16 protein-coding genes are annotated in these 15,125 nt (G+C 63.4%); all 16 read right to left on the reverse strand.

Annotated features, from left to right (window positions below; all coding sequences use genetic code 11):
• Positions 1-3: 3 nt before the first annotated feature.
• The 16 genes from ABB27_RS20060 to ABB27_RS14630 all read right to left on the reverse strand — a co-directional run bounded on the left by ABB27_RS20060 (position 4) and on the right by ABB27_RS14630 (position 15,110).
• Positions 4-885: a hypothetical protein gene (locus ABB27_RS20060; RefSeq protein ID WP_057629509.1), complete on the reverse strand. Its 882-nt coding sequence runs from the start codon at positions 883-885 to the stop codon at positions 4-6.
• A complete protein-coding gene (locus ABB27_RS14560; protein WP_057629510.1) occupies positions 885-3,599 on the reverse strand; it encodes a hypothetical protein in 2,715 nt (904 codons plus the stop codon). Before ABB27_RS14560 ends, ABB27_RS20060 begins: the two co-directional genes overlap by 1 nt.
• Positions 3,589-3,813 carry a hypothetical protein gene (locus ABB27_RS14565; RefSeq protein WP_057629511.1) on the reverse strand — a complete coding sequence of 75 codons (225 nt, stop codon included), beginning with the start codon at positions 3,811-3,813 and terminating at the stop codon, positions 3,589-3,591. Before ABB27_RS14565 ends, ABB27_RS14560 begins: the two co-directional genes overlap by 11 nt.
• Positions 3,810-4,238, reverse strand: coding sequence for a hypothetical protein (locus ABB27_RS14570; protein ID WP_057629512.1), 429 nt, complete (start codon positions 4,236-4,238; stop codon positions 3,810-3,812). The genes ABB27_RS14565 and ABB27_RS14570 overlap by 4 nt, the downstream gene beginning before the upstream one ends.
• Entirely contained in the window at positions 4,229-5,071 is an 843-nt protein-coding gene (locus tag ABB27_RS14575) for a phage BR0599 family protein (protein WP_057629513.1), read from the reverse strand. The genes ABB27_RS14570 and ABB27_RS14575 overlap by 10 nt, the downstream gene beginning before the upstream one ends.
• On the reverse strand, positions 5,061-6,266 hold the full coding sequence (locus ABB27_RS14580) for a hypothetical protein (protein WP_057629514.1): 1,206 nt from the start codon (positions 6,264-6,266) through the stop codon (positions 5,061-5,063). Before ABB27_RS14580 ends, ABB27_RS14575 begins: the two co-directional genes overlap by 11 nt.
• Complete coding sequence (locus ABB27_RS14585; protein ID WP_161809663.1) at positions 6,263-9,451, reverse strand: phage tail length tape measure family protein; 3,189 nt, start codon at positions 9,449-9,451, stop codon at positions 6,263-6,265. The genes ABB27_RS14580 and ABB27_RS14585 overlap by 4 nt, the downstream gene beginning before the upstream one ends.
• A gap of 458 nt (positions 9,452-9,909) precedes the next feature.
• On the reverse strand, positions 9,910-10,443 hold the full coding sequence (locus ABB27_RS14590) for a DUF6631 family protein (protein WP_057629516.1): 534 nt from the start codon (positions 10,441-10,443) through the stop codon (positions 9,910-9,912).
• Positions 10,443-11,201 (reverse strand): phage tail tube protein, encoded by a 759-nt coding sequence (locus ABB27_RS14595; RefSeq protein ID WP_057629517.1) that lies wholly within the window; start codon positions 11,199-11,201, stop codon positions 10,443-10,445. The genes ABB27_RS14590 and ABB27_RS14595 overlap by 1 nt, the downstream gene beginning before the upstream one ends.
• Before the next feature lie 46 nt (positions 11,202-11,247).
• Positions 11,248-11,865, reverse strand: a complete 618-nt coding sequence (locus ABB27_RS14600; RefSeq protein ID WP_057629518.1) for a hypothetical protein — start codon at positions 11,863-11,865, stop codon at positions 11,248-11,250.
• Positions 11,865-12,308, reverse strand: coding sequence for a hypothetical protein (locus ABB27_RS14605; RefSeq protein ID WP_057629519.1), 444 nt, complete (start codon positions 12,306-12,308; stop codon positions 11,865-11,867). Before ABB27_RS14605 ends, ABB27_RS14600 begins: the two co-directional genes overlap by 1 nt.
• Positions 12,301-12,588: a hypothetical protein gene (locus tag ABB27_RS14610; protein WP_152984604.1), complete on the reverse strand. Its 288-nt coding sequence runs from the start codon at positions 12,586-12,588 to the stop codon at positions 12,301-12,303. The genes ABB27_RS14605 and ABB27_RS14610 overlap by 8 nt, the downstream gene beginning before the upstream one ends.
• Positions 12,589-12,614: 26 nt before the next feature.
• The gene (locus ABB27_RS14615) at positions 12,615-13,112 is read right to left on the reverse strand and encodes an endopeptidase (RefSeq protein WP_244479245.1); all 498 of its coding nucleotides are present in this window, start codon (positions 13,110-13,112) and stop codon (positions 12,615-12,617) included.
• Positions 13,109-13,663 (reverse strand): lysozyme, encoded by a 555-nt coding sequence (locus ABB27_RS14620; protein ID WP_057629521.1) that lies wholly within the window; start codon positions 13,661-13,663, stop codon positions 13,109-13,111. Before ABB27_RS14620 ends, ABB27_RS14615 begins: the two co-directional genes overlap by 4 nt.
• Positions 13,656-13,988 carry a phage holin family protein gene (locus ABB27_RS14625; protein ID WP_057629522.1) on the reverse strand — a complete coding sequence of 111 codons (333 nt, stop codon included), beginning with the start codon at positions 13,986-13,988 and terminating at the stop codon, positions 13,656-13,658. Before ABB27_RS14625 ends, ABB27_RS14620 begins: the two co-directional genes overlap by 8 nt.
• 87 nt (positions 13,989-14,075) lie before the next feature.
• Entirely contained in the window at positions 14,076-15,110 is a 1,035-nt protein-coding gene (locus ABB27_RS14630; protein ID WP_244479246.1) for a major capsid protein, read from the reverse strand.
• Positions 15,111-15,125: the final 15 nt, after the last annotated feature.

Consider the following 15,125-nt stretch of genomic DNA (forward strand, 5'->3'; position numbering starts at 1 on the left):
GAGTTAGCTCCTGAATCCGGTGAGGGTCAGCGTCGCGGCTTTGATACCGACGCAGGCAGTGCAGATGAACTGGAGGGTGTCGCCGGCGGCGACGTCCACGTCCCACAGTGAAAGGTCCGAGACGATGCCCTTATCGACGTTCGAAAGCGTGGGCGGCGAGCCACCGCAGATACTGTTGAGAGACGTCGGTGGATATGTGGCAAACGACGTCTTACGAATGTCGATCTGGACGGTGCCCACCCGGTCTGCGATCAGCGCGGCGCCGGTAACCGTGAACCCGAATGGCACATACAGGGACTGAGCGGCGCCCACCTCAATGACACCGGCCCCGCCACTAAAGCTGGCAGTGGGGAAGCAATGCGAGGACGGCCCTGGTACGCCAGCATCGCCCTTTTCACCCGGGGCGCCCGGCGAACCCTGCAGGTTGCTCACCACCGACCATGTACCCGCCGATTTCGCATAGACGTCGTTCGTGGTGGTGCGCAGGTAGTAGTCGCCGTTGGCACCCTGGGAACCCGCCGGCACGGTGCTGCCACGCAACCAAACACTGCCGGTTGCGCCGTTCGCGCCTTTCAGTGGCACGCCGGCCGGCCAGGCACCTGCAGCCTTCGGACCGTAGAGCATCGGCGCTGTGGAGCTCGGCCAGATTGCATAGTCTCCGTCCTGACCCTGCCCCGCCACCGGGGCGGCAGAGACGGTGATGATCGTGCTACCGCCTGAGAAGTATGGGAGGTCGTTGTAGCGCTTCACGCCATCGCCGAGCTTCATCTTCAGCGTGTCAGTCTCAATGACAAGCTCTCGCCGAAGCGGCACTTCATTGAGCGCGGCCACGGCGTCCACGGCGCCACCGCGAACAAGGAACCGGTAAGAAATGACCTCCGCCATCAGGTAATCTCCCCGGCATCGATGATCACTTCCGGGCGTGTCCAAGTTGGCGCCACGATCTCGGCTACGGCCGGTGGGCTTGATCCCAGCGTCAGGTCAACCCGCCCGCGAAAAACCTGCAGGCTGGGCCCAGCATCGTTCAGTGAGTACAGCTCGATGACGTATGTTCCAGCAGCCGGGAGCTTGATCGTCGCAGTCGTGCCGGCGACGTCCTCGCGTGAAGTGACCGGCACAAGATCGCCGGTCAGAACGCGAACGCCGAACCGAGTCAGCTGCGCCGGGGTGATGGACGGCATGAGGGCGTCGAACAGCTGATCAGCCTGGGCCTCCCGATCCCGGGATGCCCAGGTCACCACGATGTTTCCCGTCACTGCCACAGGCACGGCAGGGTACAGCGTGCCGTTCACAGCGCACCGCGCTGGCGGGTACGGGCGACCAACGCGCCCCACGATGGGCACCGTGATCGTCAGGGCGCTTGCCGTGTCCAGGATCTGCGTGCCGGTCGACGTCAGCAGTTTCACCCGCACGGATTCGCCCGCTGCGTACTCGACCAGGTCGGAGACCCCCGCGTCGTCGTAGAACCACACCTGGCTGCCAGCGGCATGCGCAGCCGGCATCGTGTCCGCACATCCGCGTCCCAGAGTGATCACCCCGGCATCCGGATCCACGGCGTCGACCCGCACGATCTCGTCACCCCAGAGGGCGGCGGAGCCCACAGCGATGGTGTCGGCATGGGTGATCGACGCGACGGGGATGGACTGCTCCAGAAGGCCGATGATGTCGGTCAGCGGATCGCCCGCGACGATGGCCACCGGGCACCATTCGCCAGCGCCATCCTGGGTGTAGGCCCCGGTCACATCCGCGACTGCAAGCACGAAGTTCCGCCCGCCAGCTGCGGGCTGATCTGCTGCCGCGATCACGTAGCCCGCGTCGGGCCCGAGTACGTCAAGGTTCGCACGGTCGATCCGCTGCACAAGCTCGATGTAGGGTGCTTCGAACGCAACCTGCTGGCTGATCGGATGTGCGGTCGGGTCCGGGCGCGTATCAACCCCAGGCTCAACTTCAACAAATGCGCTGGCCGGCAGGCTATACGTGTCCTCCGAGGCCACCAGCTTCACGCCGCCGCTCTTAAGCGTTCCGCTTTGCTTCTCCCCAAGCAGGCAAACCATCTCCGCGATACGCCGCTTCGGTGACTTCAGCCGGAAGTACTGGTTCGGCCGGATCGCGCGTACAGCATCAGGGATAACGACGAGCTCTTGGGCCCTGGTCGGTGTTGCCCCCAGCCTCACGTCACGCTCTGCGAGCAGCGTCGCAAGCTCAGCTGTGGGAGCCTCCGGATACTCGACATCCTGGTGAATCAGGCCGAAGGCATCGATCAACGCCAGAACTTGTGCCGGCGGCGTGTTGATCGACTCCTTTTTGTCGGGGTCGAAGTACTTGACGCTGATGCTGTTCACGGCGCCATCAAGGATCGAAGGCTGCATCTTGAAGTCCAGGATGTCGTCATCGCCGATGATGGGCAGGTCTTCGAGCACATACTCCCCACGGGCAAGGTCGAGGTAGTACTGGCCGTCGACCAGGCTGCGGCTGACGCTGCCGCCGATCAGCTTGCAGATGCGCTGTTCGAACTCTTCGACGCTCTCCGAAGATGGCGCATATTCCGTCGTGATACCGAAGCCTTCCGAGTAGAGGCGGTCGGCCGCTGCACGGAAACTAGCGTCGTTCATGTTCGCCAGCGGCTCCCTGCCGATCTCGCCATGTGTACGCACGTAGTACAGGGCATGTGCTGGGTTCATGCCATACAGCCGGCTGTCGGGTACCGCCGGGATGTATAGCTGAAGTAGGTTATGGAAGCTGTTCCCGGCACCGGCAGGCCGGACCGTGTACTGGGTGCATTCAAGTGCGCGCGGGATGTAAGAGAGAGTCACGACCCGGGAGGTCGTGTTCCCGGCGTGATACGGCGCCTGCAGATCCGTCCGGTTGATCGCTTCGAGGACGGCATTGAGCCCCGACTTCATCGAAGCCTCGCCGACCCATTCAGTGTCATAGATAACGTCCTGCGTGTCCTGGTCGCGCACAATTGCGCGCCGCGGCAGGTTTGCGGCCGTCTCAGCGTTATCCCACTCCAGAACAAAGAGCATGCTCTTTGAAAGCCGGGCCTGCGCGCCGGTAGTCCAACTGAGCGACGATTGGGTGGAAGTTGCCATCCGACCTTCCGCCACACCACCGAAATGGTTGAAGCCGGCGATTAGGTCCGGCTGAACACCCGGCGTACCGGCCATCAGGATCGCGGCTTTTTCTGGATACCAGCACTCGCCGTCCCACCCGGAAAGAATCTTCCGGATCTTGTGACTGCCCTTCTGAGGGTACGGGTTCATCGCACCCCATTTGCCTTCAAAAGCATAGGTAGCGACGCCGCGCCACGCTGGCTGTTGCGGGCCGAAGATCCGCGCCAGTCGTGCGCTGGGCATCTGATCGGCATCACCGAACATCAGGTCCATCTCGCCAACAATGCCACCTTGGTCTTTCTCGCCGCCCCATAGGTTCGGCGCATTGATTTGGATGGTCTGGCTGTGCGTGGCGACGCCGCTCCAAGCTGTCTTATCGCCGCCACGCAGCTCCAGGTACGCATCGATCGGACCGATTCCCAGCCCGCCATGAATGCCAAGCTCGTACCAGTACCCGACAGTTACCTTCTTCGACTTACCGCCCACTGACACACTCCCTTGCCCAGTTCACCAGCGCCTGCGCCATCGCATCCCCCGTCGCTTCCAGCTGTGCTGCGGGAATGCCCTCTTGTATGAAACGGCTCCAGTCCAGCCGGTGCTGCAGGAAGAAGGAATGCGCTCCACGGCGGCAGAAGCCACCCCGGGCGCTGAAGCCTGGAATGGTGCGGAGATGGGCAAGCGTGACGATCAGTTCGCTCACTTCTTGCCCCCCTTCGTCTTGATCGGCTTTGTTCCGGTCACCCGCCATGCCTGGAGGAACTCATCGCCCACCCAGCAGTCCCCAAAGTGGTGTTTCACGTCTGCGCCGTCTTCTACGGTCGGGGCGTCACCAGCAACGGGCTTCGGCTTCTCGGTCTTGGGCCGCATCGCATACGAAATCGCTGCGGATACGACGAGGATGATCAGCTGCACGACCCACCAATAGACGGCCTTCACAGGCTCTCCGGTGGGAGGTGGCGCGAGGCTGGCGACAGCCAGCTGGATCAACTGCAGGATCACGACGAGCACTGCGAAACAGAAGGTGGCCACCTGCGCGCGTCGTCCAGCCGGGGTATCCAGCCAGAAGTACCTGGCACGCCATGCATGGATGTTCACGCGGCGTCGAATGTGTCGATTCAGCCCCATGACATCGACACTCCATCCAGCGGGTTCTTCACAGGCTTGTAGATGCTGCCGCCATAGTTGAGGGTATTGGCACGGGCAAGGCAGGCAGCCCAGGTGCGCGGGCACGTGGGCCACGCGCTGATCACCGCGCCAACTGGCACGTCGGCCGCGCCGAACAGCAGCGCAACGGTTGCGCCCGCATGCCCGGTGATCGAGCGACGCTGCACGAGACCATCTCCGCGCATCCAAGTAACGAAACCGCCGCCCAGCGAGAAGGGGGCCCCTGCGAACTCGGCGACAGTGATGCCAGCCGTGGTGACGGACGTGACCACCCCACCGACCATGAATGCTTCCCGGCTCAAATTGCAGCCACGCAGGCCTTTGGAGTACGGCGTTTTCGGGCATGTGCGCTGCCACTTCATACCCTGGCCGCGCGCCCTCGACAGCCCGTTAGTGGGCTCGCAGATCATCTCGATGGTAGCGTTGGTGAACTTCGGTTGAATTGCGATGCCCATCCACTCGACCATCGGCGGATCGCCACTGGCGGCGTCGTAGGCCATGCAGATCACGCTCACCGAATCGTCAGGGATGTTCGGAAACCAGTTATCCCCCAGCAACTGCGTGGTGGGGTATTCCAGTGCGGCCGGGTCGAGTAGGTAGGAGAAGGTGATGGTCAGCTTGTCCTTGGCGCGCTCCACCGTTTGCTTGATCTCGCCGCGTTCGATTTGGGCGCTCAGGTAGATGTTGCCGCCGATGTCCAGGTCGCAGTCGGCGGTGCAGTAGCGCCAGGTGAGATGCTGGCGCGTGAAAACGAACAGGTGGATGGGCTTGCGCCCGAAGCGCTCATGCTGCATCGGGGACGACCTCCTGCCACGCGAGCGGGATCCGGGCGCGGCCGCCCTCACCTGCGGTGATGTGCTCGATCTCCACGGTGTCGCTGGCCTGCGTGTAGAAGCCGAGGAAGCTGATGCTGCGCACCTGGACCGGGCTCACGGACCGGCCCAGCGCGTTGTCCAGCGTGAGCCGCTCGCCGCTGGCGACTTCCGTGGCATCGGTGATGCGCCGGTAGAGCGTAGTACCGTCGGTGAGCGTGATTGCCACGTCCTGCCGGTTCTGCAGTCGGCGACTGTATAGGGTGTATCCACACCACTCAACGGTGATCGTCGTCGCCGCGGCAGTCACAGACTGCTTCAGGCGTAGATCCTGCTGCCACGTAGGTACCCATATCGGCATGGCCCTGCCGAGCAGCGCATACAACATGCTTCGGAACTCGCTTTGCTCTTTCCTGCCCCAGCGCTCCCATACGGTGCGAACAGTGCGGAAGGCGACGTCGGGCAAGTCGGAGGTGAATGGCAAGGCTGTAAGGTTGTCGGTGGTCTCCTGGATACGCGAGTAACCCACGTCGAGGTCTTCGGCGAAGTCCGGGCGGAAGGTCAGCACGGGGTGGCCGCGATAGATCGCGTCTGCCAACTGCGCTGGCCACTCGCTGGTCTCGTCAAGCGTGAATGACACTGACAGGCGGTCCAGCGTGTCGGTGACCATCTTAATGCGCGACGACGCATCCATGCGTGCCCAACGCAGCGGCAGCAACCGCGCACCGCGTGACCAGGCACGGGCGACAGGAGCGCTTAACGCAAGTGACGTGCTGCCGACGCTGTCGATGTCCAGCACCTCCCACTCGTTGATGCCCGCCCACAACACCGCCCGTCCACCGGCCACAAAGTCGTAGCCTTCGGTGCTGCAAGGAATGGCCGTAGCGCCAGCAGCCAGCGCAGTTCGCAGCAGCTGTTCGTCAGGGTAGATAGGAAGCAGCCAACGGCCGCTGCCGTGCGCACGCATCAACGCATCCAAGATGCGGCGCTCCTGCTCATCAGCCAGCACGTCGAAGGCGAAGCTGCGGCGTGGCCACAGGCGCAGCGCACGGTGCAGCGTGGTGCCGTTGCCGCTGGCCTGGAGAACTTCGGTGTACCAGGCCAGCGTCTCGCGGACGCTGCTGCCCCAGTCTGGCGGGCGCGGCCAGATAACGGGTGAACCTGCGGAAAAACTCATCCTTGCCACCCCGCCCGTATTGAGCCGCCCTCTTCAATCGTGGTGTTGACGATGCTCCTTCGCATTGGGTCACTATTGGCAACGCGCTGCGCGAGCTGCTCGATATCGGTGAAATTGAGGATCTCAATGCTGGTCCCGGCGCCGGGCATCGCGCGCTCAGCAAAACCACCATCCGCGAATTGGAAGCGCGGCGACGCTACGCCTACTCGCGGCGCAGGGATGGCAGCAAATGCGGCGCGGTGCTGGTGAATGGCGCGCATCGTTTCCAAACCGTAATAGCTCACCGTCTCCTGCGGCATCACGTACTCACCGCGATGGACTGTTCCGGCAGGAACGAACTTACCGCCGTCACCGGTGTAGCCGCCCCCTGCGAACCCAATTCCGCTCGCCGAGTTCGCCGCACGCATAGCTATGGCAGCTGTGAGCAGCTGCACCGCTGCCTGAATCACAGCGTTGGCGCCGGGTGAAAGGCCGCCCGCAGCAGTGGCCAGGTTGGCAGCAGCACCCACAAGGCCAATAGCCCCGAGTTGGATGCCCTTGCCCGAAAGAGCGAGCTTGTCGGCGGCCTTGTCGGCGCTGGCGATGTTGTCCGTCGTCTGCGCCGCAGCGTCGGCAACGCCGCTGGGGCCAATTTCAACACCGCCCACAGCCGGCAAACCTGTACCGCCAACTGCCGCGCCTGCAATTGCGGATGCAGCGCTGGCACCGGCCTCGGTGATCGCGCCGGCCACGGTCGTGCCGGCATTGACCAGCGCAGCCGACTCGGGCGTTTCCACTTCGGCGGTGCCGAACAGGCTGGGGAACCACTTTGCCAGCTTGTCCATCAAACCGGCGCGCATCATCTGCGAGAGCTGGTCCGCTGCCCACTCGGCCATGCCGCTCGACATCGAGGACATGAAGTTCCGCACCAGGCCGCCCAGGGAATCGGTATCGGTGGCCAGCGAAACCAGCGCGGTCTTGAACGAACTCTGGAACGTGCTGCCCACGGCGCGCTGCAGCGAGTTGGTGGTGACCGCCATTTCACGCAGCTTGAGCTCGATGGCCTCAACGTTCGCCAGCGCGTCAGGGTTGCCCAGGGCTTCGGCGGCGGCACGCATCTGCGGCACGATCTCGCGCAGCGTGCCGAGCTTGTTGCGATACAGCTCCACGATCCTCTGCTGCGCATCGGATTCGGTGATAATCCCGGCCTGCAGCTCGAAGTTGATACGCTCCTGCTCACCGCGGATGGCGCTCATCACTTCGTTGTATTTGCGCTGCAGCTCGGTGAGGTTTTCATTGGCTTCGCGCAGGTTGAGCAGCTTGGCGATGTCGGCCGCGCCAGCGGCGTTGCCGATCTCCTCGAGGCTCCGCTTCTGCAGCTCCAGCTGCCGATTGACCTTTTCATATTCGCCGGATTTGCCACGGCCCTGCAGCTGCGCAATCTGCGCCTCGGCCTGGTACAGCGCGGTGGTGGCATCCTTGCGCTTCTGCTCGAAGTCCAGTGCCTGCGCCCAGTCCTGCAGCTGCTCCTTCATCCGGCCGCTGGCATTTTTGAACTGCCCTCCCTCGACCTCGTAGCGCATGCGCGCGGCGTTGCTGACCTTGGCCTCGCCCTCTTCAAGCTCACCGAGCATCGCCACCTGTTGGGCAAGGTTCTGCAATTCGCGCTTGGCTGCGTCATCGACCCGATCCACGCCACTCCTGGCCGAGCGGCCGGACCCGCGACCACCACTCCGATCCTTGTATTTTTCCCTCAGCTGCGCAAGCGCCGTGTCATAGGCGCCCCCACTCACAGAGCCATCGGCACCGAACACGACATCGGTGAGCAACGGGTTATCCGAGTTTCCGGCTGACGCCGCCTCACGCAGTGCCGCAAATTTCTTCGAAAGGTTGACCACCTCACGTGAGTATTGGGCCGCCTTCGAGGCACCAGAATCCAGAACTCCCTGGATGTCCCGCTGCGCGTCTATGCCAGCACTCTGCACCGCCTGCAGGCGCCCCTCTGCGCGGGCCGCCTCATCGGTGACCGCTTTCTGCTGACGCAACTGCTCAAGATCAGCGCGACGCTGCCTTGAACGGTCGTTCTCCTTGCCGTCGTTGGACCAGAGCTGGAAATTCAGATCCCATTCCGCGCGCCGGATATCGCCTTCGACGCTCTGGTCGAAGACGTCTTTTGCAGTCCGCCATGCGCCCTTGATCGCCGCGGCAACGTCATGCCACTTGGCCTCGAGCGTGCTCGCGTTCTGGCGCATCGTCGCAACCCGCTGGGCCGTGACGCGATCCAGTTCCTCAATGAGAACCTTGGCCGCTTCCTGTGCCCTGCCCTGGTCTTCCAGTGAGCGCACATTGTTGTAGACCTCCAGGGTCAGGAATCGATAGTTATCATTCAACTCGGCCATGGCCGACACGGGGGACTTTGCAAGGGTGATGACCTTGGCCGTCATCGACTCGATGCTGCCGCCTGTCAGCTCAGAAAGATTTACCGCCGCCCTTCCGGCCGACTCAAGACTGGACTCCGCTACCGCTCCGGATGAAGCAAGCCCCTGAAGTGCCTGCTGCGCCTTGCCGTACTCGCCGTCAGCATCACCGATGGAATTACGGATATTTCCTAGTTCCCCCGCAGTGACACCCGCCGCATTGCCCGTCGCCAGCAGCGCAGTTTCCAGCGCCCTGTACTCGGTGTAGCTCTGGTAGGCGGCGGCACCAGCAGCGAGAACCACAGCCGTCGCGCCCGCAACGCTCACGCCCAAACCGCTGAACAGCGCACCCGCCGCACCCGCACTATTGCCCAGCTGCAGGATCTGGTTGCCGGCCAGCTGCCAATTGCCGGTGGCGGCATAGCTCACAAGCTGCGAGAGATTGCGCTGGGTACCGGCGGATTCCAGGTTGAGCCGCCGCATCATCGACGACTGCTGTCCAGCGTCCACGATCTGCGCGCGCTTGGCCTGCAGGGCGGCGGTAGCACGCTGGTACTGCTCAGTGGAAATCCGGCCGCTGTCCAGCGCCTTCTTCAACGCCTGCTCATCGCGGGCCAGCTTCTGCAGCTGGGCGCTAGCCTTGTCGTAGCGCCCCATCGTTCCATCGAGGGACTTGTTCTGCTCGTCGGTACCGCGCTGCAGGATTGAATGGCTCTTGTTGAGCTTGGCCAGCGCCTCGTCGTATTCCTCGGCAGTGACCAGCCCCTTCGCCATCGCCTTGTCGAGCATGGCCTCGGTATCGGCCAGGTCGTTCCAGCTGCCGGCGCCACGGTCCAGGCGTTCCTGCAACTGGCTGATCAGACCGATCTCCTGCGCCACCGCGTTCCGAGTTGCCTCGCTGGCACGCAGCCAGGCGGCCTGTGCGGCCGCATCCTGCTCGCGGGCGCGGGCCATGCCACCGTTACCGCCCTTGCCTACGGCATCCAGCTCCTCGGTGGCCGCGCGGGCGGTCTCGGCCGTGTTTTCCAGTTGGGCGCTGGTCTGCTGCATCTCGCGACGGGCCTGCGCAAAATCCGCCCGCATGCGCAAATCCATGGTGAAGTCGCGATTCACTTATGCCTTCCTCAGCTGTTCGATTCGTTTGAGGGCGTGTTTCAGCCCTTCCCTGGTTTCCACATGACCGTTCAACAGGTCTTCAATGAAGTCCGCACGGCGCTGCAAGCGATGCCGCTGCAGCTGCGCGTGCATCAGCTCGAGCTGGCGCTGAGTGCAACGGCCGAGTCGGGTGATGCTTCCTCCTTCGTAGCCGGCAGCGGCGAGTTCGCAGAAGACGGCTTCCCAGTCGAGGGGCTCGCCACCCGCCGGCTGCGCAGTACCACCGCCGCTTCCTGCACGAAAAAATGCCCGTCTACCGCCCACCAGGTGGAGAACAGGCGATCCTGCTCAAGCGGCTCCAGGCCCAGCACCCACGATTCAGGCCTATCACAGGCCGCGGCGATGGCACCGACGATGAAGCCCCGGTGGCGGCCTACCAGCGAGCGCACGGCTTCCCACGGGTCTTGTGCGGCGGCCGACAGGAGGGCCACGCAATCGTCGAGAAAGCTGCGATCCGTGTAGACCACACCCATCGCTTCGAAGAAGCTGTACTCGCGAACGGTCACCTGCTCGCCGCCAAGCGGGAGAGTGATGTCCGGGTTGAGCACGGGCGTACCCTCTGCCGGCGCGGGGCCGGCAGAGGGTTTCGCCGCGGCGGCGGGAGCGCTGTTCAGAAGACGTGCCATCAGACCTCCGCCGGCAGCTCAATACGGCCGAAGGGACCGAACATCGGATCTTCGGCCGTCTCGATATCGAACATGGCACTACCAGACAGCGGCAGTTCGCCGAATTCCGGATTGATCAGAGCCAGGGTGTCGAACGGGTTGAACTGCACGCGGTACAGGTGCATACGCACGCGCTCACCGGTGACGGTGTTGACGCCGTTGAGGTACAGATAACGCTCGGGCGGCTGTGCGGTGAAGAACGGCAGCACGGTGAACGCGTCATGCTTGTACGCGGCCTTGAGCGGCTGGGTGAGGCTGCTGACATCGATGATCTGGATGATGCCGCTATGTGCACTCTCCAGGCGGTAGTCCTCACCCTCTTCCAGCGTGACTGGCGAGCCGTTGGAGTCGGTGAGCACCAGATCGGTCACGTTGGCCGGTTTGTCGAGCACGATGCGCGAGCCGGCGATCAGCCCTTCGGGCAATACCTCGCTAGCCACCGAGGCGGCGCTGACGTTCTGCGGCGTGGCGTACAAGCCCAGCTGCAGGTTGTGCGGCGTGGCGTAGCGCAGCACGAGGTTCAGCTCCACGGTGGTGGACTGGCGCATACGCGCGGACTGCAGACGCTGGCCACTGAAGGTTTCAGTGCGGTCGGCGTTCTCGGTGTTGAAGCGCACTTCGCACGAGGACTGGTCGCCGACCCAGATCAGATTGGTCGGCTTGCCACCGGCCTGGCGGGTGCCCAGTTCGATGCGGCCCTGGAAGGAAAAGTCTTTCATGTTTGTGAATCTCCGGTGGTGCCGGCACCGCCGGCTTGGTTGTGGGTCAGTAGTCGTAGCTGGCGAGCAGGCGGGACATTTCGTTGCGAAGAACTGAGCGGGCGTAGTCGAGCAGTCGTTCGGGCCGGCGCCCCTGAGCCAGCATCTGCGCGACGGTGGAGCGGTAGAGCACTTCGACGCGTTGACGCTTCTGGCCCCTGTAGCGGCCCGCCTTCATCTGCACTCTGTCGCCGTAGCGTTCGACGGCTTGCGGATTTCCGCCCAACATGCGGGCGATGAACGCACCTTCTTCCAGCTGCCGGCTGCCGCGGTACACGCTGTAGCTGACGCCCTTGCGTACCTGGCGCCCGCTGAAATTCAGCAAGCCGATACCGCGTTTCCATTGGCCAACCAGCCGAACGCCCGCAGCACGCGCGGTGCTGCCGCCGACGACGGCGCAGCGCAGGTTGTCGCGGATGCGAGCAGCCGGCAGGTTATATTCCGCCTGGATATCGCGGCGCGCTTCTACCGGCAGGCGCCGTGCCAGCGTCTGGATCGCGCGCTCCTGCAGCCACGGCAGGCGGTCATCAAGCCGCGTGAGTGCCTGCTGGATATCCAGCGCACCCTGCAGGTCGAAACCCACCCCCGTGGTGCGCCCGCGATTGGCGGCGACGGTGGCGGCCATCAGCGGCGGTATCCGGTGGTGAAGGTGACTTCCGCCGCGACCACCGGCAGACCTTCCGGCCGGTCGAGAAACACAGTACCGGCATACAGAGGCAGCAACGCGCCGCAGGCCAGCATCTCGCCTGCCTGCAGGCGGTCGGCCATAGCATGGAACAAGCGTTCGACATCGTCCGCGCCGTCGTACACCGTGCCGAGTGCGCCGCTAAGCGTTGCCGGCAACACGAATTCGACCACACCCTCAACGGCCACCGAGCCGACTACCTCCCCTGCCCGCTTGGCTACGATGGCCACCGTGCATTGAGGCTCGGTGGGAATTCCGCCCTGGCTGCGCTCCGCTTTGACGTGCTTGCCCAGGTCCGTGACGAACCCGTTGTCGACGGTGATTCGGGCCAGTTCATTCCGCACCTGCTCGACGATGGCTTTAACGCGGACCGGATCAGCCATGCAGCACCGCCGTGACGGCAAAGCCGTCGTCCTCGTGCCCCGGATTCTCCACCGGCAGCTGGTGCACGCCGACCTGGTCTTCCCATACAACCACGTCACCCTGCGCGGGCGACCACTGCGCACGCATGAAGATGGCCGTAGTCATGCGACCCACCACCTGGCCGTAGTCGCCGATGCGGGAGGCCGCGCGATTGATGATGAGCCGCACCGGCACTGCCTGGGCACCGGCTCGCGATACCTTGCCATCGCACCCGAACTCATCGAAGAGATCTGCGTGCATGGCGGCGATATCCCTGTGATCGAAGCTCACTGCACACCCCCAGCAGCACACAAACGCGCGAAGGCCTGAAGACCTGCTACTTTCGCGTCGCAGGCAGCTGCGGCTCCAATAATTCGGCCCGCACTTTCTGCGCGGTCTGCTGCGGCGTCATCAGCGAGGGCGGCGGCTGCGGTGGCTGCGGACAGTTCGCTGGTAGCGACTGCGGCTTGCCAACGCTGGTGCAGCCGGAGGTTGCCATCACGCAGACCAGCAACGACACGATCAGATGCAGTTTGCGCATCGGCTTTGTCCTTCTCGTATTGAGCGGCCAGCGCGTTCGCCTTGGCGGCGTTGGCACGCTCGGTGGCTATGACAGTGTTGGCCTGGGCCAACTCTGCACGTGCGCTGTCGCGTTCGCTATTTGCCGCGTCACGGGCGGCGGTGGCGTTGTCTGCGGCACGGTGGGCGATGGAGACGCTACCGCGCTGCCACACAACCACAGCAACCAGAACCAAGATGATGGCGGTGATGATGCGCATGATCATTCGACACCTGCGGTGCACAACTTCACTTCTGCCTGCCTGCGATTGGCCAGCCCTTGCACGAAGCGCATTTCGGCCTTGCCATTGGGAAGGGTTCGCCCCGTGCGCACGTAACTCCACACCGGGCGACCATCGGCATCGATGGCCAGTCGGTTACAACCAATTGCCCAGCTGCCCTTGTTCCAGTGCTGCATGGCCACGCTGCCGCAGGTGGCTGTAGCGCCCATGTTCCAGGCATGCGAAGTAGCCGCGTCAAATACGCTTTGCGGCGGCGTGCGAGTGAAGCACTTCAACAACTGCCGCTGCACCATGATGAGCGCAGCGCGCTGCTCGCTTTCGCACTTCTCCACGCTCCATTGCTCACCCACCACAATGGGCGTACTGGTGATATGCCGCGTGAGGCCATCACAAACCGTGGGCAAGCCACCGGCCAACTTGTCCGCAAAGACAGTGGTGATCAGATTACCGCTGCTTTCCCACAGCGACAGGAACGCTACGATGAGCAGCGAGCCAAACACTAGCCCAACGCGGCCCGTGGGTGCCTTATCAGACATTGCTCTCTCCCTTCTTGCGCAGCACGGCCATGCGCACGGCATGCTCTTCAAGTTCACGCACTTCACGCGCCGCATCTGAGATGCGCTGCCGCTCATCAGCAGCCGCCTGGCGCTCATCGGCCGCTTCCTGCCGCCTGTTGGAGCGACGCGTGTAGAGCATCTGGATCAGCATCGACACCGCTGCGAGCACGAGACCACCCAAGGCCGCCACTTCGTTGACAGTGAGGCCACCGATCAGAAACACGGCACCACCGCCGAAGACGGTGACCTTGTTCGCAGCGGTTGCAATTGTTGCGTCAGTCGCCATCTCGGCCAGTTCTCGCATGCCCACGGTATGCCCCCTGTATCCGGTTCAAAGCCCCACCACCGCGCACGGCATCCCGCCTTTCATGTGCGCGGTGGTGGGCGTTACTCACGCCTTCTTGCCCTTGATCAACACCTTGGGACGGGTGCAGTAGTTGAGGGCGTTCATCTGCGCTTCCAGGTGGCGTCCCTTGCCGTTCGCAGTGGGGTACTGCTTGGCATAGCGCGGCAGGCCGATGGTGTTGACGGTTTCTTCGTAGTCCGCTGGGGCGTACACGGTGCGCCACAGGCCGGGCACGCCAACCGGGAAGATGTGGCAGGCGTTGGTGTCGATGAAGCTGGTATCGCCGACCTTGCCTCGATAGTTCTCGAAGATGATGCCGCCGAACTCGAACACACCGTAGACCGTCCCGCTCGGGGTGACATAGCCCCCGCGCAGCACCTGTGCCATCGGCGTGCCCTTGTAGGACTCGATCACATCCGGGTGCTTGAGCAGCGCGTCGAAGAAGTCATCACCGCACTCGGCGAAGATGGTGCGCACTGCAATGCCGCCAAGGTTGTTGGCGATCTTGCGTACAATCTGCGCACACTTCTCGCGCAGTTCTCCGGCAACCGGATTGGCCTCAGTCAGCTTGAAGTTGACTTCGGCTTCCTGCGCCACGCCGAACTCGGTGAACAGGTTGTAGAGCGTGGTGCCATCGGCATTGAGGATGAGACCCTTCAACGCACCAACGCGCTGATACTCCAGCGTGGGGTCGAGCTTCCAGCTCACATGCTGCTGCAACTTAGAACTGACGCGATCCTGCAACACTTCCAATTGGTTGGTGGTGCCGAACGCACGCACACCCTGCACGCTATCGGCGGCAATGAAGTCATCCACCTGGTAGTGCGGAATGACCAACTGGCGCATTTTACGTTTGCCGCTGGTGGCAGGCTCACCCGGGCCGCCACGCGGCGACGGATTGACCAGCTTCAGTTCACCGTTGTTTTCTTCAATGGCGATGCTGGTGGTGGGTACGCCTTCTTCCTGCCAGCCAGCCACCTCGCCAGCGCGGCCGGGAACGAACGGAAGGTTGTTGATGGCATCGGTAAGGGAAACGACACTGAAGGCGTCGCCATTGAATACATCGGACATCTGCTGCATGGGATTGGCTCCTTG

It is taken from the genome of Stenotrophomonas terrae (assembly GCF_001431465.1).
Lineage (GTDB): Bacteria > Pseudomonadota > Gammaproteobacteria > Xanthomonadales > Xanthomonadaceae > Stenotrophomonas > Stenotrophomonas terrae.